Annotated in this window: 21 protein-coding genes and 1 pseudogene; 17 read left to right on the top strand and 5 right to left on the bottom strand. The window is 57.9% G+C overall.

The window, feature by feature from the left end; translation table 11 throughout:
* Nucleotides 1–2: 2 nt before the first annotated feature.
* The 3 genes from AAAC48_RS08710 to secA form a co-directional block, all read right to left on the bottom strand.
* On the bottom strand, nucleotides 3–1,289 hold the full coding sequence (locus tag AAAC48_RS08710) for a GNAT family N-acetyltransferase (protein WP_340653803.1): 1,287 nt from the start codon (nucleotides 1,287–1,289) through the stop codon (nucleotides 3–5).
* A gap of 87 nt (nucleotides 1,290–1,376) precedes the next feature.
* Nucleotides 1,377–2,810, bottom strand: coding sequence for a lipopolysaccharide biosynthesis protein (locus tag AAAC48_RS08705; protein WP_340653802.1), 1,434 nt, complete (start codon nucleotides 2,808–2,810; stop codon nucleotides 1,377–1,379).
* 180 nt (nucleotides 2,811–2,990) lie between these two features.
* Entirely contained in the window at nucleotides 2,991–5,717 is a 2,727-nt protein-coding gene (gene secA / locus AAAC48_RS08700) for a preprotein translocase subunit SecA (RefSeq protein WP_340653801.1), read from the bottom strand.
* A gap of 267 nt (nucleotides 5,718–5,984) precedes the next feature.
* Here secA and AAAC48_RS08695 point away from each other — a divergent pair, with 267 nt between their 5' ends.
* From AAAC48_RS08695 to AAAC48_RS08675, 5 genes are all read left to right on the top strand, one after another.
* Nucleotides 5,985–6,902, top strand: a complete 918-nt coding sequence (locus AAAC48_RS08695; RefSeq protein ID WP_340653800.1) for a peptidylprolyl isomerase — start codon at nucleotides 5,985–5,987, stop codon at nucleotides 6,900–6,902.
* An 85-nt stretch (nucleotides 6,903–6,987) separates the two neighbouring features.
* The gene (argJ, locus tag AAAC48_RS08690) at nucleotides 6,988–8,229 is read left to right on the top strand and encodes a bifunctional glutamate N-acetyltransferase/amino-acid acetyltransferase ArgJ (protein ID WP_340653799.1); all 1,242 of its coding nucleotides are present in this window, start codon (nucleotides 6,988–6,990) and stop codon (nucleotides 8,227–8,229) included.
* A 12-nt stretch (nucleotides 8,230–8,241) separates the two neighbouring features.
* Nucleotides 8,242–8,994, top strand: a complete 753-nt coding sequence (locus AAAC48_RS08685; RefSeq protein ID WP_340653798.1) for a GNAT family N-acetyltransferase — start codon at nucleotides 8,242–8,244, stop codon at nucleotides 8,992–8,994.
* Entirely contained in the window at nucleotides 8,991–9,407 is a 417-nt protein-coding gene (locus AAAC48_RS08680) for a (deoxy)nucleoside triphosphate pyrophosphohydrolase (protein WP_340653797.1), read from the top strand. The genes AAAC48_RS08685 and AAAC48_RS08680 overlap by 4 nt, the downstream gene beginning before the upstream one ends.
* A 111-nt stretch (nucleotides 9,408–9,518) precedes the next feature.
* Nucleotides 9,519–9,845, top strand: a complete 327-nt coding sequence (locus tag AAAC48_RS08675) for a hypothetical protein (RefSeq protein ID WP_340653796.1) — start codon at nucleotides 9,519–9,521, stop codon at nucleotides 9,843–9,845.
* A gap of 3 nt (nucleotides 9,846–9,848) precedes the next feature.
* Here AAAC48_RS08675 and AAAC48_RS08670 read toward each other — a convergent pair whose 3' ends face one another.
* Nucleotides 9,849–10,733: a methyltransferase domain-containing protein gene (locus AAAC48_RS08670; RefSeq protein ID WP_340653795.1), complete on the bottom strand. Its 885-nt coding sequence runs from the start codon at nucleotides 10,731–10,733 to the stop codon at nucleotides 9,849–9,851.
* A 226-nt stretch (nucleotides 10,734–10,959) separates the two neighbouring features.
* Between AAAC48_RS08670 and AAAC48_RS08665 the strand changes: the two are divergent.
* The 5 genes and pseudogenes from AAAC48_RS08665 to AAAC48_RS08645 form a co-directional block, all read left to right on the top strand.
* Nucleotides 10,960–11,654 (top strand): annotated as a pseudogene (locus tag AAAC48_RS08665) (ComF family protein); the annotation flags it as partial.
* A gap of 78 nt (nucleotides 11,655–11,732) precedes the next feature.
* On the top strand, nucleotides 11,733–12,002 hold the full coding sequence (gene grxC, locus AAAC48_RS08660) for a glutaredoxin 3 (RefSeq protein ID WP_340653794.1): 270 nt from the start codon (nucleotides 11,733–11,735) through the stop codon (nucleotides 12,000–12,002).
* A 10-nt stretch (nucleotides 12,003–12,012) separates the two neighbouring features.
* A complete protein-coding gene (locus AAAC48_RS08655) occupies nucleotides 12,013–12,879 on the top strand; it encodes a carbon-nitrogen hydrolase family protein (RefSeq protein ID WP_340653793.1) in 867 nt (288 codons plus the stop codon).
* Nucleotides 12,876–13,289: a DUF1178 family protein gene (locus AAAC48_RS08650; RefSeq protein ID WP_340653792.1), complete on the top strand. Its 414-nt coding sequence runs from the start codon at nucleotides 12,876–12,878 to the stop codon at nucleotides 13,287–13,289. The genes AAAC48_RS08655 and AAAC48_RS08650 overlap by 4 nt, the downstream gene beginning before the upstream one ends.
* A gap of 61 nt (nucleotides 13,290–13,350) precedes the next feature.
* Complete coding sequence (locus AAAC48_RS08645; RefSeq protein WP_340653791.1) at nucleotides 13,351–14,247, top strand: DMT family transporter; 897 nt, start codon at nucleotides 13,351–13,353, stop codon at nucleotides 14,245–14,247.
* 104 nt (nucleotides 14,248–14,351) lie between these two features.
* Here AAAC48_RS08645 and ubiG read toward each other — a convergent pair whose 3' ends face one another.
* A complete protein-coding gene (gene ubiG, locus AAAC48_RS08640) occupies nucleotides 14,352–15,095 on the bottom strand; it encodes a bifunctional 2-polyprenyl-6-hydroxyphenol methylase/3-demethylubiquinol 3-O-methyltransferase UbiG (protein ID WP_340653790.1) in 744 nt (247 codons plus the stop codon).
* A gap of 161 nt (nucleotides 15,096–15,256) precedes the next feature.
* On the opposite strand from ubiG, the gene AAAC48_RS08635 reads away from it, so the two are divergent.
* The 7 genes from AAAC48_RS08635 (at nucleotide 15,257) to AAAC48_RS08605 (ending at nucleotide 22,606) form a co-directional block, all read left to right on the top strand.
* The gene (locus tag AAAC48_RS08635; RefSeq protein WP_340653789.1) at nucleotides 15,257–15,517 is read left to right on the top strand and encodes a type II toxin-antitoxin system ParD family antitoxin; all 261 of its coding nucleotides are present in this window, start codon (nucleotides 15,257–15,259) and stop codon (nucleotides 15,515–15,517) included.
* Nucleotides 15,518–15,520: 3 nt separating this feature from the next.
* A complete protein-coding gene (locus AAAC48_RS08630; protein WP_340653788.1) occupies nucleotides 15,521–15,697 on the top strand; it encodes a hypothetical protein in 177 nt (58 codons plus the stop codon).
* A gap of 263 nt (nucleotides 15,698–15,960) precedes the next feature.
* Complete coding sequence (locus tag AAAC48_RS08625; protein ID WP_340653787.1) at nucleotides 15,961–17,214, top strand: aspartate kinase; 1,254 nt, start codon at nucleotides 15,961–15,963, stop codon at nucleotides 17,212–17,214.
* 143 nt (nucleotides 17,215–17,357) lie between these two features.
* Nucleotides 17,358–19,598: a phosphoenolpyruvate--protein phosphotransferase gene (gene ptsP, locus AAAC48_RS08620; RefSeq protein WP_340653786.1), complete on the top strand. Its 2,241-nt coding sequence runs from the start codon at nucleotides 17,358–17,360 to the stop codon at nucleotides 19,596–19,598.
* 12 nt (nucleotides 19,599–19,610) lie between these two features.
* Nucleotides 19,611–20,687: a peptide chain release factor 1 gene (gene prfA / locus AAAC48_RS08615; RefSeq protein ID WP_340653785.1), complete on the top strand. Its 1,077-nt coding sequence runs from the start codon at nucleotides 19,611–19,613 to the stop codon at nucleotides 20,685–20,687.
* A 5-nt stretch (nucleotides 20,688–20,692) separates the two neighbouring features.
* Nucleotides 20,693–21,571: a peptide chain release factor N(5)-glutamine methyltransferase gene (gene prmC, locus AAAC48_RS08610; protein ID WP_340653784.1), complete on the top strand. Its 879-nt coding sequence runs from the start codon at nucleotides 20,693–20,695 to the stop codon at nucleotides 21,569–21,571.
* A gap of 285 nt (nucleotides 21,572–21,856) precedes the next feature.
* Nucleotides 21,857–22,606: a DUF4167 domain-containing protein gene (locus tag AAAC48_RS08605; RefSeq protein WP_340653783.1), complete on the top strand. Its 750-nt coding sequence runs from the start codon at nucleotides 21,857–21,859 to the stop codon at nucleotides 22,604–22,606.
* Nucleotides 22,607–23,162: the final 556 nt, after the last annotated feature.

The following is a 23,162-nucleotide window of genomic DNA, read 5'->3' as shown; positions in this document are numbered from 1 at the left end:
CATCACTTGCGGCGGGTCAGATCGCGCAGGCGTTCGCGGACGAGGCGCGCCAGATTCTGTGTGCGCCGATAGAGATGCAGCTGCGATGCCGCCTGCCGCGCGGCGCGGTCCGCTGCCGGCGTCAGGCCGATGACAAGGGTCCCAATTGATTCCCGCTCCTGGAAGAGGCGCGACGCAACCGGATGATCCGGGACCGCACAGGAATCCGTCCGTTCGATGTTCGGATCGTCAAGATGGTTCTTGAGCATTTCGATCATCAGGAGGACGCCGGGAGAGTAGGACGCAAGGCTTTCGTCATAGGCGGTCTTCCAGGTCCAGGCCTCGCCAGCCTCGACGAAGACCACCAGAACGGCAATGGTCTTGCCGTCGAGTTCCAGCGTGTGGATTCGCGCTAGGTCGCGAGCGGCGAGGTTGTTGACGGCCTCGCGGGCAAAGGCAGCGCGGAAACGGTCGACAGCCATTGCCGAGCCGCGCTGGCCCTTCCAGCCGCTGGCTTCGAGCGCCAGAAACTCTTCCAGCTTGAGGCGGATATCCTCCTCGCTGCGGCTAACCCGATAGGTCAGCTTGCCCTTGTCGGAGAGACGGCGCCAAAGCCGGCGATATTCCTTGGCGTGACGGGTGCCGATGGCCTCGTGCAGATATTCCTCGCCTTCCTGCGTGCTGTCGAGGAATGGCCGCTCGACCTGGTTGACGGTCACCAGTGGAAGATTGCGGTCGATGGCCACGGTGCGGATAAGCTGCGCCGCGGAACGGTTCAGCAGCATGTCGGGTAGGACGAGGATTTCAGGAAACTTAAGGTGCTTTCGCGCCAGCATGTCGAACAGGTCATTGAGCACGCCAACAGGATCGTCCCGGTCGATGAGCGGTGTTCCTTGGGGTCCGAACGGCGTCGCCCAGGCGCGCAGGATCGAGGCAGTGACGGTGAAGCCCGGCCGCTCGATCGTATAGGGCATGACGAAGCGCAGACGGCTCTTCACATCGTTCTCATCGCGCATGACCATGAAACGCACCTGACGGTCGTCAAGGCGCGGCATGGCCGGGGCGAGGAAGCGCGGATTGAAGAAGATGTTCGGCTCGATCGTGCGATAGGTCAGATATTCGAGTTCATCGAGCAATTCGAAACCCGCTGCGGCGGAGTAAACCGAGAGCTTGCGCGGCACGCCGCGGTTGCCAAGCGTCTCCTCGATTTGCTTGGCCGCATCATGCGGCTGGTCGAATCCCGACAGCTGCGAAATGATCTGCGAGGAGGAGCCTCCGGCCAGTTCTTCAAGAAGCGGTATTGCAGCCATCAGATCTCTTCCTTACTGCGCCGTGTGTCCTCTGGACGCACAAAGGACGCAGTAATGCTCTTAATGGCGCATAATCCTTACCAAAAATCAAAGATGGTTTTTGGGATTATGCGCTGCAGGGTCTGCAATCGACCTGCCGGCAAAAACGAACATGGTGATGTCCAAACGGTTGTAGACGGTTAGGGCCAGCGTAGTAGCTTCGAACACCATGGAGAAAGCTGTTGCGCAGGCGGCACCAGCGAGCCCATAGACGGGGATCAACAGAATGCTGAGGCAGATATTTACAATCAGTGTGAACGCATAGACCATAGCGCAGATTTTCTGCTTGCCGGCCATGTTGAGCAGGCTTTCGGCCGGGCCAATCGAGGCGCGGGCGACAACACCAACCACCAGCACAAACAGCAACGGATAGCCATCGGTAAACTGGGCGCCGAAGAGGTAAAGCAATGGCTTGCCGAGGAATAGCAGGATGATTGCCATCGCAAGCGACGGCCAGAAGGTCCAGCGGGCCGTGTCGCGGGCGAATTGCCCGAGTTGCGCGTGGTCGTGCGTGTGCATCAGTTCGGAATAGCGCTGCGCTGCCCCGGCTTTGACCGAGAAATAGACGAAATGCACCAGTGCGAGCAGCTTGACCGTCGCAAAATAGGTCGCGACCTTGTCCGGCTCCATGAAGCGTCCAACCATCAGAACGTCGGCATTGGTGAGCAGGAAGAAGAACCCCTCGACCAGAAAGATCGGCAGCGAGACGGCAAACCATTCGCCGAAGCGGATGGCTTTTGGTCCATGGACCACGACGTTCTGAAATCGGTGGTTGACGGCAAGCAGCTGGCACAGCGTCGTCACATAGGTTGCGATGATGGCCGAGATGATCGCCGTCATGGCCGTCGGCGCAAAGCCGGTTACATGGGCGATGCTCATCACGAGCAGAGTGAGGAGGGGCCTGATGATATAGGTCGGCGTCAAGGCAATGAATGCCCAGGACCGCGATCGCGCTGTTCCGTCGAGCGTATCGCCGAGCGCAATCATCGGCAGGCAGATGAAGCCGATCATGAAAGGCGCAACGTAATAGTATTCGATTGTTTCGCGGAAGAAATAGACCCCCGCCGCTCCGATGAGGGCGATACAGGTAGTGAGCCCCAGCGCGAATGCCTTGCTGGTAAAGAGGATGCCGCGTAAGCAATCCAATTGCCCGTGTTCGAGATATTCCGGCACGAAGCGGATGACACTGGTCTGAAAGCCAAGGCAGGAGAGGTTGCCGAGGATGACGACAGTTACCCATACGAGAACGAAGATGCCATATTCGAACTGGCCCATCCAGCGGGCGAAGATCACCTGCGAAACCAGAGCAATCGCAGCGCTGATGATGCGGACGGAAAATGCGATCAGCGAAACACGTTGGGCGACGGCGTGTTCGCTGGAACCATCAAGCAACTGATCCAGTCGCATGAGCCACGGATTAAGCTGCTTTGACAGATTCTCCGGCAAAAACCGGTCTGCAGCTTTTACCGCAGAAATTCGCAAGGGCAGCTCCACTCGTTTCCAATGCCAGACCCTATAATCCGTAAACCTTTAGAAACGGTTCGAAAAGTCAACGGACAATGTTTGTGATCCGGCAGAAACCGTTCGGATTACTGGTGTCCGGCTACCAATGCTTGGAGACAATGAAAAAGGCCGCGTTGTGAACGCGGCCTCTTATTGTGTTTAGACGAAAGCACCGTGACAGTGCTTGTATTTCTTGCCTGACCCGCAAGGGCAGGCCTCGTTACGACCAACCTTGCCCCAGGTACGGGGATTGTTGGGATCGCGATCGGCCGGATCCACAACGCGCAGGTCTTCCTGCACTGCGAGAATACTGCCCTCGCCGAAATCGTCTTCACCGGTAAAGCCATCGATGTGGTGGCCTTCCATGACCGGCAGGGCCGGTTCCGGGGCACTTGCCGCTTCGCGTACGATCTCGACACGCATAAGCTGGGTCGTCACGTTCTGGCGCAGGTTGATCAGCATCGCCTGGAAGAGCTCGAAGCCTTCGGTCTTGTACTCGTTCAGCGGATCGCGCTGCGCGTAGCCGCGGAAGCCGACGACAGAACGCAGATGGTCGAGATTGACCAGGTGTTCCCGCCACAGGGCATCGAGCGTCTGAAGAATGACCGATTTCTCGACATAGGCCATGATCTCCGGGCCGAAACGTTCAGCACGGTCAGCGGCCGCTTTCTCCACGTTCTCCGTCAGGCGTTCGCGGATATCGTCTGGTGTGATGCCATCTTCCAGCGCCCATTCGGTGACCGGAAGGCCGAGATTGAGAATGTTGCGCACATCCTCGTCCAGCTGCTTGATGTTCCACTGCTCGGCATAGGCGCCTTCCGGTGTATGCCGCGCGATCAGATCGTCAATCACATCCTCGCGCATTTCCTTGGTGGTTTCGCTGAGGTCGGTGCCGTCCATCAGCTCGATGCGCTGTTCGAAGATCACCTTGCGCTGATCATTCATGACGTCATCATATTTCAGGAGGTTCTTGCGGATATCGAAGTTCCGCGCCTCCACCTTCTTCTGCGCTTTCTCCAGCGCCTTGTTGATCCAGGGATGGACGATAGCTTCGTCTTCCTTGAGACCAAGCTTCTGCAGCATGCCATCCATGCGTTCGGAGCCGAAGATGCGCATCAGGTCGTCCTGAAGCGACAGGAAGAATTTCGAACGGCCGGGATCGCCCTGACGACCGGAGCGGCCACGCAGCTGGTTGTCGATGCGGCGGCTTTCGTGCCGTTCCGTAGCGAGAACATAGAGGCCGCCGGCGGCAAGCGCCTTTTCTTTCAGGCGGGCGATATCCTCGCGAATGGATGCTTCCTTGGCTCTGCGTTCCTCGCCATCGGGCATGTCGTCAAGCTCCTGCTTGATGCGCATGTCGAGATTGCCGCCGAGCTGAATGTCGGTACCACGGCCCGCCATGTTCGTGGCGATCGTGATGGCGCCCGGAACGCCGGCCTGGGCGACAATATAGGCTTCCTGCTCGTGATAACGGGCATTAAGGACCTGGAAGTCCTTGAAGCCTTCCTTGCGCAGCCGTTCGGCAAGCTGTTCAGACTTTTCGATCGACGTGGTGCCAACGAGAATCGGCTGGCCCTTGGCGGTTGCCTCGCGGATATCGCGAATGATCGCCTTGTATTTTTCTTCCACGGTCCGGTAGACCTCATCGTCCTCGTCGGCACGCTGAACAGGAAGGTTGGTCGGAATTTCCGTGACTTCGAGACCGTAGATATTGCCGAACTCTTCAGCTTCCGTGGAGGCAGTACCGGTCATGCCGGCGAGTTTCTTGTACATGCGGAAATAGTTCTGGAAGGTGATCGAAGCCAGCGTCTGGTTTTCCGGCTGGATCGGCACATGTTCCTTCGCTTCGAGCGCCTGGTGCAAGCCTTCCGAGAAGCGGCGGCCCGGCATCATGCGGCCAGTGAATTCATCGATGATGACGATCTCGTCATTGCGGACGATGTAGTCCTTGTCCTTCTGGAAGAGCTTGTGGGCACGCAGTGCGTTGTTGACGTGGTGAACGACGGCAACGTTCTCGATATCATAAAGGCCCTCGCCTTTTAGGTGTCCGGCTTCTTTCAGGAGGTTCTCGAGTTTTTCGGTGCCTTCCTCGGTGAAGATCGCCGTCTTCTGCTTCTCGTCGATCTCGTAATCTTCCGGCTTCAGCGGCAGGATGAACGTATCGATGAGATTGTAGAAGTCGGAGCGATCATCCAGCGGGCCGGAAATGATCAGCGGGGTGCGAGCCTCATCCACCAGGATCGAATCGACTTCGTCGACGATCGCATAGTTGTGCGGTCGCTGCACCATCTGCGCACGCTCATATTTCATGTTGTCGCGCAGGTAATCGAAGCCGAGCTCGTTGTTGGTGGCGTAGGTAATGTCCGCATTGTAGGCAGCGGCGCGCTCGTCGTCATCGAGACCGTGAACAATGATACCGTACGTCAGGCCAAGGAAATTATAGATCTGGCCCATCCAGTGCGCATCACGGGTGGCGAGATAGTCGTTCACCGTGACGACATGCACCCCCTTGCCCTCAAGCGCATTCAGGTAGACGGGCAAGGTCGCAACAAGCGTCTTGCCTTCACCGGTGCGCATTTCCGAGATGCCGCCATGGTGCAAAACCATGCCGCCGATCAGCTGCACGTCAAAGGGACGCATGCCAAGAACGCGCTTGGCCGCCTCGCGCACCACGGCGAAAGCCGGGACGAGCAAGTCGTCGAGCTTGGTTCCCTCGGCGAGGCTGGAGCGGAATTCCGCGGTTTTAGCCTTCAACTGTTCGTCGGTAAGCGACGAAATTTCTGCCTCAAGCGCATTGATCGCATCAACACGGGGTTTGAAGCTTCTTACACGGCGCTCATTGGAAGAGCCGAAAATCTTGCGGGCAAGGCCGCCGAAACTGACCATCCCTGGTCCTCTCTAATTCGTTTTGCCAGGAAAATCTGACATTTAATTACCCGCCGCCCGGCTTTTGAAACAGCTGATACGATACGAGCGTCTAGCCCCATGTATAAGCATATCAGTTGCCAAGCTATCTGGACGCAAAGCCGATGGACAGATAAGAGGGGGCTTGAATGATGTCAATGTTGTAGCAGCACCCTGTTATTACTGCTTCATGGCAAAATTCTGCCGTATTCATAGCCCGTACCGGTCCTCCCAAGGAGAAATTGACCCATGAACCAATTGCGTAAAACCGTTTCATTTATGACTGCTGCCGTATTTTTGACCGGTGTTTCCTCTGTGGCAATAGCCCAGGATGCTGGCAAGACGGACGCGGCCAAGCCGGATGCTACCCAGGCGGAAACAGCAAAGACGGATCCCAACAAGGTGCTCGCAACGATCAACGGCACCAAGATCACACAGAAGGATGTGGATCAGATTTCGGCGGATCTTGATCCGCAGTTTGCGCGCCTTCCGGACGACCAGCGGCGATTGGCCGCTCTGGCGGCGATCATCGATATCAAATCGCTAGCAGCCAAGGCAGAGGAAGAGAAGATCGATCAGACGCCTGAATTCAAGGCGCGCATGGAATTCCTGAAGGACCGTGCCCTGCACAATGATTATTTCAAGCAGCAAGTCGTGGACAAGATCACCGACGCGGATATCCGTGCCCGCTACGACAAGGAAATGGCAGCGATGCCGCCTCAGAACGAGGTGCGTGCCCGGCATATTCTGGTGAAAACCAAGGAAGAAGCTGAAGCCATCATCAAGCAGCTCGATGGCGGTGCCAAGTTCGAAGACGTTGCCAAGGAGAAATCCACTGATGGTTCGGCTGCCCAGGGTGGTGATCTCGGCTATTTCGGACCCGGCCAGATGGTGCCTGAATTCGAAAAGGCAGCCAATGAACTGGAAGTCGGCAAATACACCAAGGACCCGGTTCAGACTCAATTCGGTTTCCACGTGATCAAGCTTGAAGACAAGCGCGTTCAGCAGCCACCGGCATTCGATCAGGTCAAGGACCAGGTAAAGCAGATCCTTATCCGCGAGCGTTACATGGAACTGGTGAAGAAGGACCGTGGCGATCTGAAGGTCGAGTTTACCGACCCTGCAACGGAAAAGGCGATCAAGGCCGCCACCGAAGCGCAGCAGTAACGATACTATCAGGGCCTGGCTTTTGCCGGGCCCTTTCTTCCGCCTTGTGTCCTAATTCCGCGCAACACTCTTTTCGAGGCAGTCGATGTCTACATCTGTTTCCCCCTTGGCACCGAAACATTATCCCGCCATGCCGGAAATCCATGGGGTAAGGATCGCAACCGCCGAAGCCGGTATCAAGTACAAGGGCCGGACCGATGTTCTGATGATCGTGTTCGACAAGCCCGCGGCGGTGGCGGGCGTCTTCACGAGGTCGAAATGTCCTTCGGCAGCGGTGGATTTCTGCCGTGACAGTCTTGGTGGCGGCAAAGCGCGGGCCGTCGTGGTCAATTCCGGCAATGCCAATGCGTTTACAGGCAAAAAGGGCAGGGAATCGACGAAACTGACGGCGACGGCAGCGGCAAAGGCAGTCGGCTGCACGCCGGGCGAAGTATTCCTCGCGTCGACGGGTGTTATTGGTGAACCGCTCGACGCTGGAAAGTTCAGCCATCTTTTGGCGGACATGAACAAGAATGCCGTCACGGGGCGCTGGCAGGAGGCTGCAAGTGCCATCATGACGACGGATACATTCCCAAAAGTTGCAACGGAAACGGTTCTGCTCGGCGGCGTTCCCGTAACGATCAATGGCATTGCCAAGGGCGCGGGCATGATCGCGCCTGACATGGCAACGATGCTTTCCTTTGTCGCAACGGATGCGCCGATCGATTCGGATGTCCTGCAAGAGCTTTTGTCGAAATCCGTCGGCAAGAGCTTCAACTCAGTGACGGTCGACAGCGATACCTCTACATCGGACACATTACTGCTTTTTGCGACAGGTTCTGCTGCCGAACGCGGCGCGGAACGGGTGACGAAGGTCAAGGACAAGCGGCTCAAGGATTTCAGCAAGGCGCTTGATCGCGTGTTGAAAAGCCTTGCCTTGCAAGTCGTGCGCGATGGCGAAGGCGCGCGCAAGATGCTCGAGATCACGGTGACCGGTGCCACTTCCGACCGGTCGGCCAAGCGTATAGCGCTGTCCATCGCCAATTCGCCGCTGGTCAAGACGGCGGCGGCCGGCGAGGACGCCAATTGGGGCCGGATCGTCATGGCCGTCGGCAAGGCGGGCGAACCTGCAGACCGGGACCGCCTCGCCATCTGGTTTGGCGATATCCGCGTGGCCCGCGAGGGCGAGCGCGATCCCGACTATTCGGAAGAAGCGACGTCGGCCTATATGAAGAATGACGACATCAAGATCCGCGTCGATATCGGACTCGGCAAAGGCAAGGCTACTGTCTGGACCTGTGACCTGACCAAGGAATATGTGGCGATCAACGGCGACTACCGCAGCTGATAAGGATCACGAATGCAATTAGCCCAAATCAGGCAGATTGAGGCGGTCGGATTCCGGGCGTGGCCCGCTTCCTCCGTTCATTATGACGGAAGCTGGGCCATTCGCATGACGGCGAGCCACCCGTCCAAGCGTTTGAATTCCGTCAATCCGCTTGATCCCGGCGATATCGGCAATATGGAACAACGGGTAACCCGTGCTGCCCAGCGGTTTCGCGCCTATGGCAGGCCGCCCATTTTCCGCCTGTCACCGCTCGCACCGAAGGAGCTCGACCAGTATTTGCAAGATCTGGGCTGGGCACGCTTTGATGAATCCATGGTCATGACCGTGGACCTGGCCAATGTCGATCTGTCCGATGCGCTTGACCAGATACCGCTGAAGGATATCGGCCGGTTCATCGACGCGGCATTGCAGGTGCAAGGTGAGAATTCCGCGCTGAAGCCTGGGCTGTTCGAAGTCATCAACGCTATTCGTCCGTCGAAGGGCCTGTTTGTCATCGAAGAAGGTGCCGTAGCGGTATCCACCGCAATCTGCGTGCATGACGGCACGCTGGCGGGATTGTTCAATATCGGTACGGCGGCAAACCGGCGCCGTGCGGGGCTCGGTCGCACGATCATCAAGTCGGCATTGAAGTGGGCCATGCAACACGGTGCCAAAAAGGCCTGGCTACAGGTCGAAGTGGCCAATACCGGTGCCATCAAACTGTACGAACACATGGGATTCCGGGAAGCCTACCGCTATGCTTACCGACAGGCGCCCGACAAATGACTAGACAAACGTCCCACCCTATCCTGCTGGTCACCGCCTGTGCTCTGGTCGATGCAGATGGCAGGGTATTGCTGACGCAGCGTCCGGAAGGCAAGACGCTTGCTGGTCTGTGGGAATTTCCGGGCGGCAAGGTTGATCCGGGAGAAACGCCGGAAGAAAGCCTGATCCGTGAACTGCACGAAGAGCTGGGGATCACGGTCAAACCCGCGTGCCTCGCGCCGCTGACGTTTGCCAGCCACACCTATGAGACGTTCCATCTGCTGATGCCGCTGTTCATCTGCCGGCGCTATGAGGGCATCCCGCGTCCGCTGGAAGGGCAGGCACTGAAATGGGTGCGGCCGAAGGACATGCGCGACTACCCCATGCCGCCTGCGGACATACCGCTCATTCCATTTCTCATCGATCTTTTGTGAGTCTCCGGCGTTCTGCGACCTGAAACCGCATTCTTTGCCAATCGTTAATAACTCCTTCACCTGATTGAGCGACCCTTAGTCAATTCTGAAGGCGTATTTTTCAGGTGGGGCATGGGGCGCAAGAACGACTATCGTGACGATGAGCTATTGCTCGCGAGAACTCTCTCGGGCGCAGGGATGGGCCTGTTGCGGATAACGCTATTGTTTGGCTCCGCGGCTATTGCCTTGGCGCTGATCATCGCACCGCTCGCGGATCGGGGATCGCAAGCGGTGGTCGACTATTCGACGGGACGCTCCATCGACGAAATCGCGACGGGATCGATCAGGAAAGCCGACCCAGCCACGTCGACCTACACGGTTCGCCGCAGCGTGCTGCAGCGGTCACCCAATGCGGTCTGCGTCATCAACAGTGATGGTATAAAAACCGGCGACTGCTGAGTTCTACTTTTTCTCCAGAGTGTCCACATCCTTGAGGAAATCCGCAAGCGAAGCCTTGGCCGAGCCTGGCTTCAGCGGCTTCTGCTGGGATTCATGCGCTGCCCAGCCGGACATCCAGATGAACGAGAAGGTCGCCCTGATGCGCCCATCGGGATCGCTGAAACGTGCCGCATAGATTTCCGCCACTCGCATGAAAAAATGCCGCGTCAACGGTTGTCGCGATCGGCCGATAAGGGCATTCTGCATGCCCATGGCACGCAGGTCGCGCATCAGGGCAAAGGCCGAATCGTAGCGCACCGTATAGCTCTCGATATCTGTCACCGGCAGGGTGAATCCGGCGCGCTGCAACAGTCCGCCCGCATCGCGGACATCGGCGAAGGGCGCAACGCGGGGTGACGCGCCACCAAAAATCTCACTCTCTGCCACGAGCAGGCATTCGCGCAGTTCCGACAATGTGTTTTCGCCGGCCATCGCGCCGAGGAACAGGCCATCGGGCTTCAGCGCGCGGCGGATTTGCAGGAGCGTGCCCGGCGTATCGTTGGTCAGATGCAGGGACAGCAACGAGACGATCAGGTCGACGCTCGCCGGCTTGAGCGGCAGCGCTTCCTCATCTGCGACGACCGCCGGAAATGCGCCGCCGAGAAACCGTGCATCCTGCTCGACACGCACGATCGTCGTAGCCTTGCCGGATCGTTGCAGCGCCTGTGCCGCCAGCCCGGTATGGCTTGCCAGATCCACGGCAACGTCAAATTTGCGTTCAACAGCGGAAAGGCGCTCTTCCAGATCGTCGGCGGCCCGGGCAAGCAGGAAATCCGCAGAATTCCCGTGTTGCTTAAGCGCGCGGATACGCCTTTTCAGCAATAAAGTACGATCGAAGACCTGATGCATTCCGAATTTCTCTGATCACTGTCTAGTTCGCGCATAACCCCAAAAATCAGCTTTGATTTTTGCAAAGGATTATGCGCCTTTAAAGTGTTACTGCGTCCTTTGTGCGTCCAAGCGGACGCACGGCGCAGTAATGGTAGATGCGTCGCTTCTGGTTGAATTGCAATGAAAACCGTTGGAACAACTGCCCGTCTTTTCACGCGCTGTCGCCAATCAGCTGTTTGGTTTATTGTTTCCCCCAGTTTGCTCGGGGTGCGACAGGCATGTTGCCGAAGCTGGAACGCTTTGCGGCTGCTGGTCTAGGGTGCGCTTCATCGAGAAGCCCTATTGCCCGGTGCTCGGCATTCCCTTCAGCCATGATCTCGGCGCCGAAATCCTTTCAGCAGAGGCGATTGCCGATCGCCCGCCGTTTCGCCGCGCTCGTTTTGTCGCGGTGCATGAAGGTGTCATCCGACATGGTACACAGGCTCAAATATAATGACCGCACAGACCTCGGCCCCTGGATGGCGCGCTGGATGTTGCGGGCCGGCAGCGAATTGCCGCATGATTGTGACATCATCGTCCCCGTGCTGCTGCATGCGCGGCGTTTCTGGTTGCAAAGGTTCAACCAGTCGGCGGAGCCTGCCCGGTATCTGGCGCGTTTGAGCGGCAAGACATTCAATCCGGATGCACTGAAACGGGTCAAGCAGACAAAGCAAAAGGTGGGATTCGGTGCGAACGAGCGTACACTCAATGTACGCGGTGCTTTCAAGGTGCCAGACGCCCAGGAAATCAAGGTGCGCGGTCGCAACGTGTTGCTGATCGACGACGTCTACACAACCGGCGCGACTGTGAAGGCGGCTTCGCGCCTTGCTGAGGGGCGGCGCGTCAAGTGTCTATGTTCTCACGTTTGGCCGGGTTCTGGGGCAAGAATTGTCCATCTGAGGCCAATCTCACGCAAAGGACGGGCCTTTTCGGCTGAAGTTTTGATGCCTATATAGGAGGACAAAGCGGAGTATTCGAATGGTTGATGTAACAATCTATACGCGTAACGGTTGCGGCTATTGTACAGCTGCGAAGGGCCTTCTTTCTGAAAAAGGCGTCGCCTTCGTCGAGCATAATGCGACGATCGAGCCGACAGCACGACAGAACATGCTGGCGCGTGCCAATGGCCGCACGACATTTCCGCAGATATTTATCGGCGAAACCCATGTCGGCGGCTGCGATGATCTTTACGCGCTGGAAAATCAGGGTCGTCTCGACATATTGTTGAAGACCGGCGAACCCGCTTGAGGATGATGATATGAGTGCATTTCGTGCAGCCGCCATCCAGATGCGTTCGGGCGTAGATCCCCAGCGCAATGCCGCCGATCTTGCCGGTTACGTTGCCGATGCGGCCGGGAAGGGCGCTGTTTACGTCCAGACGCCCGAAATGACAGGCGCGCTGCAGCGTGATCGCAAGGGGCTTCAGAGTGTCCTGAAAGCGGAAAACGAGGACGTCATCGTTCGCACCGCCTCAGAACTCGCAGCCAAGCATGGAATTCATGTTCATATCGGCTCAACGGCCATTGCGCGCGACGATGGCAAGATTGCCAACCGCGCCTTTCTCTTTGGACCGGATGGCAATATCCTCACCCGCTATGACAAGATCCACATGTTCGACGTCGATCTCGACAATGGCGAAAGCTGGCGTGAGTCGGCGGTGTATGCGCCGGGTGCCGACACGGTGGTGATCGATCTGCCTTTCACACGCCTCGGTTTCGCAATCTGTTACGATGTGCGTTTCCCGCAATTGTTCCGCGCGCAGGCTTTGGCCGGTGCATCCGTCATCACGGCGCCTGCCGCTTTCACCCGCCAGACCGGCGAAGCGCATTGGCACGTGCTGCAGCGCGCTCGCGCTATCGAAAACGGTGCGTTCATGATTTCGGCAGCTCAGGGCGGTGTCCACGAAGACGGACGCGAGACCTATGGTCATTCAATGATTGTCGCCCCTTGGGGTGAAATCCTCGCCGAAGCAGATCATGCAGAGCCTGCTGTCATCGTCGCGGATGTCGATCCTGCATTAAGCGCGGCTGCCCGTGCAAAGGTGCCAAACCTCAAGAACGCACGTCCATTTGGACTGGTTGTTGAGAATGATGGCCAGAGCGAGAGACTTGTTGTGGCATCATGATCCATTTTTCCCTCCATTGTGACAACGATCATGACTTTGAAGGCTGGTTTCGGAGCAATGACGATTTCGATGCGCAGGTCGAGAAGCGGCTTGTAACATGCCCTGTTTGCGGATCGTACAAGGTTGAAAAGGCTTTGATGGCGCCTTCGGTCACTACCGGGCGGCAAAAGGAAAAAATCGCCGTTGCCATGAGCAAAATGGTCAGCGAGCTCAAGGAAATGGCCCAGAAAGTGCGCGAGAATGCCGATTATGTCGGCAATGACTTTGCCGAGGAAGCTCGCAAGATTCATTTCGGCGAGGCGAAACAACGCGGCATTTATGGCGAAGCCACGGGGGAAGAGGTCAAATCCCTGCTGGATGATGGCGTCGATGTCATGCCACTTCCCGTCTTTCCTGAGGAACATAATTGAGCTTGTCACTTTAATTCGAACGTCTATCGTGCCGCTGCCGTAACCCCGCCGGATGCACCTCATGTCATCTCTGAATTCTGCCGCCGTGCTGCTCGTCTTGACGGGCGCTTTTCTCGGATTGACGCTGCCGTTCGGCAAGCTTGCATTTGCGGCGGGTATAGCGCCATCGCTATGGGCTTTCGTCATCTCGACGGGGGCGGGCACGGTGCTTCTCGCAGCCTTCCTCATTATGGGGAAACGGCCGCGCTTTGATACGCACATGTTGCGGTACTACCTTGTTGCGGCGCTCGTTTCCTACGCCATTCCCAATCTCATGACGCTGTCGGCAATACCGCACCTCGGGTCCGGCTATACGGGGATCATGTACACGCTATCGCCGGTGTTTACCCTGCTGCTTTCGATAGTGTTCAAGATGCGCCGCCCCAATCTTCTGGGGCTTCTCGGAATATTCGTCGGGTTCGCCGGGGCGGTTCTCGTCGGGTTCACCCGCGGGCAGGTCGGCCAGCCCGCCGATCCTCTGTGGGTGGGGATCGGCCTGCTTATCCCCGTGCTTCTCGCTTTGGGCAATGTCTACCGCACCATCGACTGGCCGCAAGGCGCCGATCCGACCGAACTTGCTGCGGGCAGCCATCTGACGACGGCCCTTCTGCTCATTCCGGTGATTTTCTATATGACCGGCGCGTTTCCGGTGGCGCCCCTTGGCAATGTCCCGTGGCTGGTGTTCTTCCAGATACTCGCTTCGGCTTGCATGTTTGCACTGTATTTCCGGCTCCAGGCCGTGGGAGGTCCGGTCTATCTCAGCCAGATCGGTTACGTCGGCGCAGCCGTCGCATTGCTTGCCGGCACGCTGTTCCTCGGCGAAGTCTATCAACTCGCAACCTGGGCGGGCGCGGTCATCATTACGATTGGTGTCCTGATGACGACGAAAGCTCAGCGCATGGCCGCAAAGGCCGGCTAGAGCAAGTTTTGTCTATTTAGAGTCGTTCTGCCGGAGGGAATTCATGGACAAGGTCAAGGGGTTTGGCGAGGCCGATGTGTGTGCATCGGACGAAGCCGAATGCTCTAGGGCCTTGTTGCAAGGACCATGTAATTGACGTCCGTGTCGCGTGAACGGTTCCAGCTGTCAGCCAGCGGGTTGTAGGTAACGCCCACCTTTTCCATCACGACAAGTCCGGCGCGCGACAGCGCCGTTTCCAGCTCTTCGGGACGCACCAGTTTTTCATACTGATGCGTGCCGCGCGGCAGCCAGCGCAAGACATACTCAGCGCCAAAAATCGCAAGGCCGAGCGCCTTCAATGTCCGGTTGATGGTGGCAATGAAAGTCATGCCGCCGGGTTTCACCATCTGCGAACAGGCTGACATGTAGAGGTCGACATCGGCGACGTGCTCGACGACTTCCATATTAAGGACGATGTCGAATTGCTCTCCAGCTTCGGCAAGTGCTTCGGCCGTTGTTGCACGATAATCAATGGGAAGACCGCTTTGCGCGGCGTGGATCCTGGCTACTTCGATATTGGTTTCACCGGCGTCAGCGCCGACTACGGTTGCGCCAAGACGCGCCATTGGCTCGCAAAGCAGGCCGCCGCCGCAACCGATATCGAGAATCCGCAAGCCAGCAAACGGCGCCGGGCTGTTCGGATCGATGCCGTAATGGGCACAGACCTTTTCCTTGATATAGGCGAGCCGTGTCGGATTGAACTTGTGCAGGGGACGAAACTTGCCTTGCGGGTTCCACCACTCTGCCGCCATGCGCGAAAAGCGCTCGACTTCTGCCGCATCGATTGTACTGCGTTCTGTGGTCGCCATTGCCCTGTCCTTGCTGTTAGCGTCGAGTGGCCTCTTCCAGAAAAAAATGTCAAGGCGCAAATTTCCTGACGGCAAATTGTGTCAGCTATTGTTATCCATTAGTATCTATTGTCATCTAATGCTATTGGTTTACGATAAAACAGAGATAAGGCCCGGCCGCAATGACAAGCATCGCACTCAACGACCATTATGAACAATTCATCAAAAAGCAGCTCGAATCCGGACGCTACAACAACGCCAGTGAAGTTGTGCGGGCAGGTTTGCGGATGCTGGAGGATTTTGAGGAAGCCAGGGAAAGTTGGCTGCGTAACGAGATACCCAACCGGCTTGCCGAGCTTCAGAAGAACCCTGCGATGGGCGTTGCCGCCGAACAGATATTCGACAATCTTGAGGCCCGCATTCGTGCTCCGAAAGCAAAATAGGGAATGAAATATAGCGTCCTGTTCCACCCGCGTGCTGAGCAGGAGCTAGTTGAACTCCACGACTACATCAATGACGTTGCCAGCCCCGAAAGAGCGTTGGCGTTCATGGCCGGCATCCGCGATTATTGCCGGGTTTTTCTGCCCTTCCGAAGCGCGGGACAGTTCGCGACGATATCATGAATGGCATCGCTTTTTCGGTGACATCAGGTGCCGTACTGATTTTGGGCATTTTCTACGGCGGCCGCAACATAGCGCCGGACGTGCTGGATGATTAGAGGTGTCTCTCGATAAGGGACAGTCCTCGCTGGGTAAATCGTCCCGCGTTCTTGCAGTCGGATCATAATTTCGTTATGGGAGGCCGCATTCATTTGGCGAAGGGCCGCTGCATTTCAAGCAACTCTTTTCCGAACCAATTTTAGGCTTTTCCAGAACGGTACCTTCCCATGGCACGCATTGTGATGAAATTCGGTGGCACTTCGGTGGCCGATATCGACCGCATCCGTAATGTGGCCAGGCACGTCAAACGTGAGGTCGATGCGGGACATGATGTTGCCGTCGTCGTTTCCGCCATGGCCGGGAAGACCAATGAACTCGTGGCCTGGACCCGTCAGACCTCGCCGATGCATGATGCGCGCGAGTATGATGCCATTGTTGCCTCCGGTGAACAGGTGACGGCCGGTCTGCTTGCGATCGCCCTGCAGGCGATGGGCGTGCATGCCCGTTCGTGGCAGGGATGGCAGATCCCGATCAAGACCGACAATGCGCATGGCGCTGCTCGCATCCTCGAGATTGACGGTTCGTTCCTGATCGAGCGGTTCGAGGAGGGGCAGGTGGCTGTGATTTCCGGTTTCCAGGGCATTGGTCCGGACAACCGCATCTCGACGCTCGGCCGCGGCGGTTCGGACACCAGCGCGGTCGCCATCGCTGCAGCGGTGAAAGCCGATCGATGCGATATCTATACCGACGTCGATGGCGTCTACACGACCGATCCGCGTGTCGAACCGAAGGCGCGCCGCCTGTCACGCATCTCGTTTGAAGAAATGCTTGAAATGGCCTCGCTTGGCGCCAAAGTACTGCAGGTGCGGTCCGTCGAGCTTGCCATGGTGCACAAAGTGCGCACATTTGTCAGGTCCAGTTTCGAAGACCCCGATGCGCCGGGCATGGGTGATCTCATCAATCCGCCCGGAACACTTATTTGCGACGAGGAAGAAATCGTGGAACAGCAGGTTGTCACAGGAATTGCCTACGCCAAGGACGAAGCCCAGATTTCGTTGCGCCGCGTTGCTGATCGCCCCGGAATTTCTGCCGGCATTTTTGGCCCGCTGGCCGAGGCGCATATCAATGTCGATATGATCGTCCAGAACATCTCGGAGGACGGGTCGAAGACCGACATGACGTTCACCGTGCCCTCGGGCGACCTCGACAAGGCGCTGGTTGTGCTTGAAAAGGTCAAGGAAGATATCGGCTTCGACGTCATCCAGTCAGAGGCCGGCATGGTAAAGGTGTCGGTCATCGGTATCGGCATGCGCAGTCATGCGGGTGTTGCCGCGACGGCTTTCCGTGCGCTCGCGGACAAGGGCATCAACATCCGCGCCATCACCACGTCGGAGATCAAGATTTCGATCCTGATCGATGGTCCCTATGCGGAACTTGCGGTGCGCACTTTGCATTCTGTCTACGGTCTGGATAAGCATTAGAAAACGAGATTCTGTTTGTCGGCATCTTCGCCGGCTGACATGATGTATCGACTGATTTGGTGAGGTCATTCCGGCCTTGCCAATATTGTTATGGAGAAAGGCTCCAAGTGCCCACGCGCGAGCAGATAAGCGGCCCCCGTGTCATGCTGAAGCGTCTCCGCGAATTGATGGCGGAGGCTCTTGAGCCGCAGGAGAGGCTTGACCGCATTGTTCGCGAAATCGCGCAGAACATGGTCGCGGAAGTGTGCTCGTTTTACGTGCTGCGCTCAGATGGCGTTCTCGAACTCTACGCTACCGAAGGTCTGAACCCGTCGGCCGTCCATCTGGCGCAGTTGCGGCTGGGGCAAGGTCTCGTCGGCACCATTGCCGCGAGTGCGCGCCCTCTCAATCTCACCGATGCGCAGACCCACCCGGCCTTTGCCTATCTGCCGGAAACGGGCGAAGAGATCTACAATTCCTTCCTCGGCGTGCCGATCCTCAGGGCAGGACGCACGCTCGGCGTTCTCGTCGTCCAGAACAGGACCAAGCGCGTTTACCGCGAGGACGAGGTCGAGGCGCTCGAGACCACGGCGATGGTTCTGGCGGAGATGGTTGCCGCCGGGGAGATACCGCGGCTTGCCCGCCCAGGCGTCGAGCTCGATCTCGGCAAGCCGATGAGTTTCAGCGGCACGGCGTTCAATGATGGCGTCGGGCTTGGCCACGTTGTCCTGCACGAGCCGCGCATCGTCGTCACCAATCTTTTCAACGAAGATATCAATGCGGAAATCGACCGGCTCGAAAGCTCGCTCGGTTCCTTGCGCATATCGATCGACGACATGCTGTCGCGCCGCGATGTTGCGTTCGAGGGCGAGCACCGTGAGGTGCTGGAAGCCTACCGGATGTTCGCGCATGATACCGGCTGGGTGCGCCGTCTCGAAGAGGCGATCCGCAATGGCCTGACGGCCGAAGCGGCAGTCGAGAAAGTGCAGAGCGATACCCGCGCCCGCATGATGCACCTGACCGATCCCTACATGCGGGAACGCCTGAGCGATTTCGACGATCTGGCGAACCGTTTGCTGCGCCAGCTGATGGGCCGCGACGTCAAGACCATGGCCGGGTCTCTGGCCAAGGACGCCATCATCATCGCCCGCTCCATGGGCGCGGCGGAACTGCTGGATTATCCGCGCGAACGCCTGCGCGGCCTGGTGCTCGAAGATGGCGCGGCGACAAGCCATGTGGTGATCGTCGCGCGTGCGATGGGCATCCCGGTTGCAGGTCAGGTCAAGGGCGTCGTGTCCATGGCGGAAAACAATGATGCGGTGATCGTCGACGGCGATGATGGCCGCGTCCACTTGCGTCCGCAGTCCGACGTCGAAGCGGCCTATTCGGAGAAAGTCAAATTCCGGGCCAAGCGGCAGGCGCTCTACAGGGAACTGCGCGACAAGCCGTCAGTGACCAAGGATGGCGTAAAAATTTCGCTGCTGATGAATGCCGGTCTTTTGGTCGACCTGCCGCAACTGATGGAAGCGGGCGCTGCGGGCATTGGCCTGTTTCGTACCGAGCTCCAGTTCATGGTGGCGTCGACCTTCCCGCGCGCCGAGCAGCAGGAGCGCCTCTATCGCTCGGTGCTGGACGCTGCCGGTGACCGGCCGGTTACATTCCGCACGCTGGATATTGGCGGCGACAAGGTGCTTCCTTATTTCCGCAGCAATGTGAACGAGGAAAACCCGGCCATGGGCTGGCGGGCGCTGCGTTTGACCCTGGATCGCCCGGGATTGCTGCGCACGCAGGTCCGTGCCTTGCTCAAGGCCGCGGGCGGGCGCGAGCTTCGGCTTATGCTGCCGATGGTCACGGAAGTGGCGGAAGTACGCAAGGCGAGCGAGCTGATAAATCGCGAAGTCCAGCACTTGTCGCGCTTCGCCTATGATCTGCCGACGCGGGTCAAGATCGGCGCAATGGTCGAAGTTCCATCACTGCTCTGGCAGCTTGACGAACTCATGTCGGAGGTGGATTTCGTCTCGGTTGGCTCGAACGATCTGTTCCAGTTCGTCATGGCGGTCGACCGCAGCAATTCGCTGATTGCCAACCGGTTCGACAATCTTTCCGTGCCGTTCTTGCGCGTGCTGCGGCAGATCGCCGAGGCGGGCGAGCGAAACAATACCGACGTCACCCTTTGTGGCGAAATGGCCGGCAAGCCGCTCTCGGCCATGGCGTTGCTCGGTTTGGGCTTCCGGTCCATATCCATGTCTGCCGCCTCGATCGGTCCGGTCAAGGCCATGCTGGGTACGCTCGATGTCGGCGAGCTCAGCGCACAGCTGAAGGACGCGATCGATAATCACGGCGAAACGGGTTCGTTGCGCCACGTCCTTACCAAGTTCGCAGAGCGAGCAGGCGTTCCACTCTAGAGGCTTAAACAAATGTCCATTCCGCAGGATCGTATGGATCAACTGCTGAAGCGTTTCTCCATGATGGAGACGCAGATGGCGAGTAATCCCGATTCCGACACCTATGTGAGGTTGGCATCGGAGTATTCCGAGCTTGAGCCGGTCGTCGCGAAAATCCGCGACCTCACCAGCGCTCGCGACGAAGCAGACGATCTGAAATCCATGCTCAACGACGCATCGACCGACAAGGACATGCGGGAGCTGGCCGAGGCGGAGCTGCCGGAAATCAATGAGCGCATCGAGGAACTGGAGAAGGATATCCAGGTTCTGCTTCTGCCGAAGGACGTCGCAGACGAGCGCAACGCGATCCTCGAAATCCGTGCTGGCACGGGCGGCTCGGAAGCGGCACTGTTTGCCGGCGACCTGTTTCGCATGTACGAGCGCTACGCCGCCGCCAATGGCTGGCGCGTCGAGTTGATCTCGGCAAGCGATGGCGAGGCCGGTGGCTACAAGGAAGTCATCGCCATGGTTTCGGGCAAGGGCGTTTTCGCCAAGCTGAAGTTCGAATCGGGCGTGCATCGCGTGCAGCGGGTACCCGATACGGAGGCGAGCGGCCGCATCCATACCTCGGCTGCAACCGTAGCGGTGCTGCCGGAAGCCGAGGAAATCGACATCGACATTCGTCCCGACGATATCCGTATCGACACGATGCGGGCATCGGGTTCCGGCGGACAGCACGTCAACACCACCGACTCTGCCGTTCGCATCACGCATATCCCCTCAGGCATCGTCGTCGTGCAGGCGGAAAAATCACAGCACCAGAACCGGGCCCGCGCAATGCAGGTTCTGCGTTCCCGCCTGTTCGACATGCAGCGGCAGAAGGCTGACAGTGAGCGTTCCGAAGCGCGGCGTAGCCAGGTCGGGTCAGGCGATCGGTCCGAGCGCATTCGCACCTATAATTTCCCGCAAGGTCGTGTGACGGATCACCGCATCAATCTGACGCTCTACAAGCTCGACCGCATCATGGAAGGCGACCTGGACGAGCTGATTGGCGCGCTGATTTCCGATTACCAGACAGCGCAGCTCGCGCAGATGAACGAAGGGTTCTGACGACGATGGCTGGGCATGGCGCGCTCCTCTCCGAGGTGCACAGGAATGCTCGGGCCAGCTTGGCGGCAGCGGGAATAGAAACTGCGGATCTCGACGCGCGTCTCCTGGTTGAATGGATCACCAAGTGCGATCGCCTGGAGATGATACGCAACCCGAATCGCGTGATTGAAAAGACGATTGTCGAACGGCTGGATGCAATCCTGACCCGGCGAATCAATGGCGAATCGGTGCACCGCATCATCGGTAAACGTGCCTTTTTCGGGGTCGAACTCACTCTATCCGCCGATACGCTGGAGCCCCGTCCGGATACAGAAGCACTGGTGGAACTGGCAATGCCGTTCCTGCGCCAACGCATTGAAAAACATGGTGTTGCCGATCTGATCGATCTCGGCACCGGGACGGGCGCAATTGCTCTGGCGCTCCTCGACCAGTTCGCGCAATTGCGGGCAGTGGGGGTTGATATTTCGAAAGGCGCCCTTGATACGGCGCGCGACAATGCCCATCTCACAGGTGTATCTGATCGTTTTGCGGCCCTGCAGTCGGACTGGTTGTCCGAGGTAACAGGCAGCTATGATCTGATTGTTTCCAATCCGCCTTATATACCGACCCTCGATATAGCCGGCTTGCAGCGCGAAGTTGTATTGCATGACCCGGTCAGGGCACTGGATGGCGGAAAGGACGGCCTTACCCCCTACCGAATCATTGCCGGACATGCCCGGCAATATCTGAGGCAAGGCGGCGCCGTCGCGTTAGAGATTGGTTTTGGACAACGCCGTGATATCGAGGCGATTTTCGCAGAGGCGGATTTCGTGTTAACGGGTGTCCAGAACGATATTGGCGGGCACGAAAGAGCATTATTGTTCCTGCCAATACAAAAATGTTGAAAAAAGGCTTGGAATTTGCTGCGAAGACGGCTAGTTTCCGGTTACCGCTCTAAACCGAACAAATCTGGTTCTGCCTATCAAGCGATTGATACGGAAATTTCCGGGTGTTTGATTTCTCTTCGGAAATAGCTTTGGAGAAATGGTTTTTGCGGCAGCACAAAAGTTTATGAACTTTGGATGCGATTGGAGCGCGGGGCGCGCTTCAGGTCGGCACTTGAGAAGCGAAGCTTTTTGACTCAAATGGTGAGCAAATTAGCGCCCCTGATTTTCTGAAAAGAGATAAGTATGAGGCCAGTACAGCAGAATAGGCGCATGCGCGGACGCGGTAACAACAATAACCGCAGCAAGGGTCCCAACCCACTTTCCCGCAATTATGAGAGCAACGGCCCCGACGTTAAAATCCGGGGGAACGCTCAGCACATCGCCGAAAAATATACCACTCTTGCACGCGATGCACAGAGCGCCGGCGACCGGGTGATGGCTGAAAACTATCTCCAGCACGCCGAGCATTACAATCGAATCATTCTCGCGGCACAGGCCCAGGCACCTGTCCAGTATCAGCGCGACGATCGCGATGATCAGGATGAGGATATTGGCTATGAGGATGAGGGCAGCATCGTCAACGAGCCGGAACGCCAGGAGCGGCAGGAACGTTCCGAGCGTCATGAGCGTCCTGAGCGTGCGATCCATCAGCCGATCAACGGCAGTGGCCCGCAGCCGATTATTCAGGGTACTCCCGCTGAAGTTGCCTATGACGATGACACGGCCAGCCAGCGCCAACCGCAGGCACAGCCGCAGCCGCAGCCGCAGATTCAAGCCGACGAGAACGCTTCTGAAGCATCGCAAGAAGTCGCCGAAGCAAAGCCAGCACGTCGCGCGCCGCGCGGCCGCCGTCCTGCTCGTCCGCGCGAGCCGCGCGCGACGGAAGACAATGGCGCTGCAGCAAGCGCTCCGGACACCGCGAACGATCTTTCGCCGGCAGGCATTGTCGCCGAGGTGAAGAAGCGCCGCGCGGCGGTAGAATCCGACGTTTGATCTAAATGAGATCGCGCTTTACGCCATCCGTGGGTGACCGCGGATAGCGTATTGATTCTGAGCGGGTACATCGAGAGCACTCCTTGCTTGGAAATGTACTACTGCTTCGAATGTGCAACGTTGACGATTATCATTTGCAGATCACTCCACCTCCGTCACCCTGAGCTTTTGAGGCATCGCCGTCCTTAATCTCCCCCCTTGAGGGGGGCGAAGGCGGGCGAGACCCGTGGCTCGCCCTGGTAGGATCTTCTTGGGTTTAGCGCAGCTAAATCCTTGGAAAATCCAAGAAAGGGGATTTGCCCCTGGAACGATATCCCCTCACTTGCGATTTCTAGCGCTGAGCAAGAGCTAATGTGCTGAAATCGCTTTGTCTCCCGCAAGGGGAGAGATCATCGGCATCGGCTGTATCCACAAAATCCCGCCAACTGATCCAACACCTCCAAACCTCGTTTATCCTAACCGTGTCCTTGTCCTATGGGAACTGCTTCCGGAGCCATTCGAACTGGGGAAAAGGATCGGCGCCTCCAATGGCGGATAATGGACCCGCTGTCCCTTA

The organism is Phyllobacterium sp. (assembly GCF_037994405.1).
In the GTDB taxonomy this organism is placed as follows: domain Bacteria; phylum Pseudomonadota; class Alphaproteobacteria; order Rhizobiales; family Rhizobiaceae; genus Phyllobacterium.
This window is presented reverse-complemented; position numbering and strand designations above follow the sequence as displayed.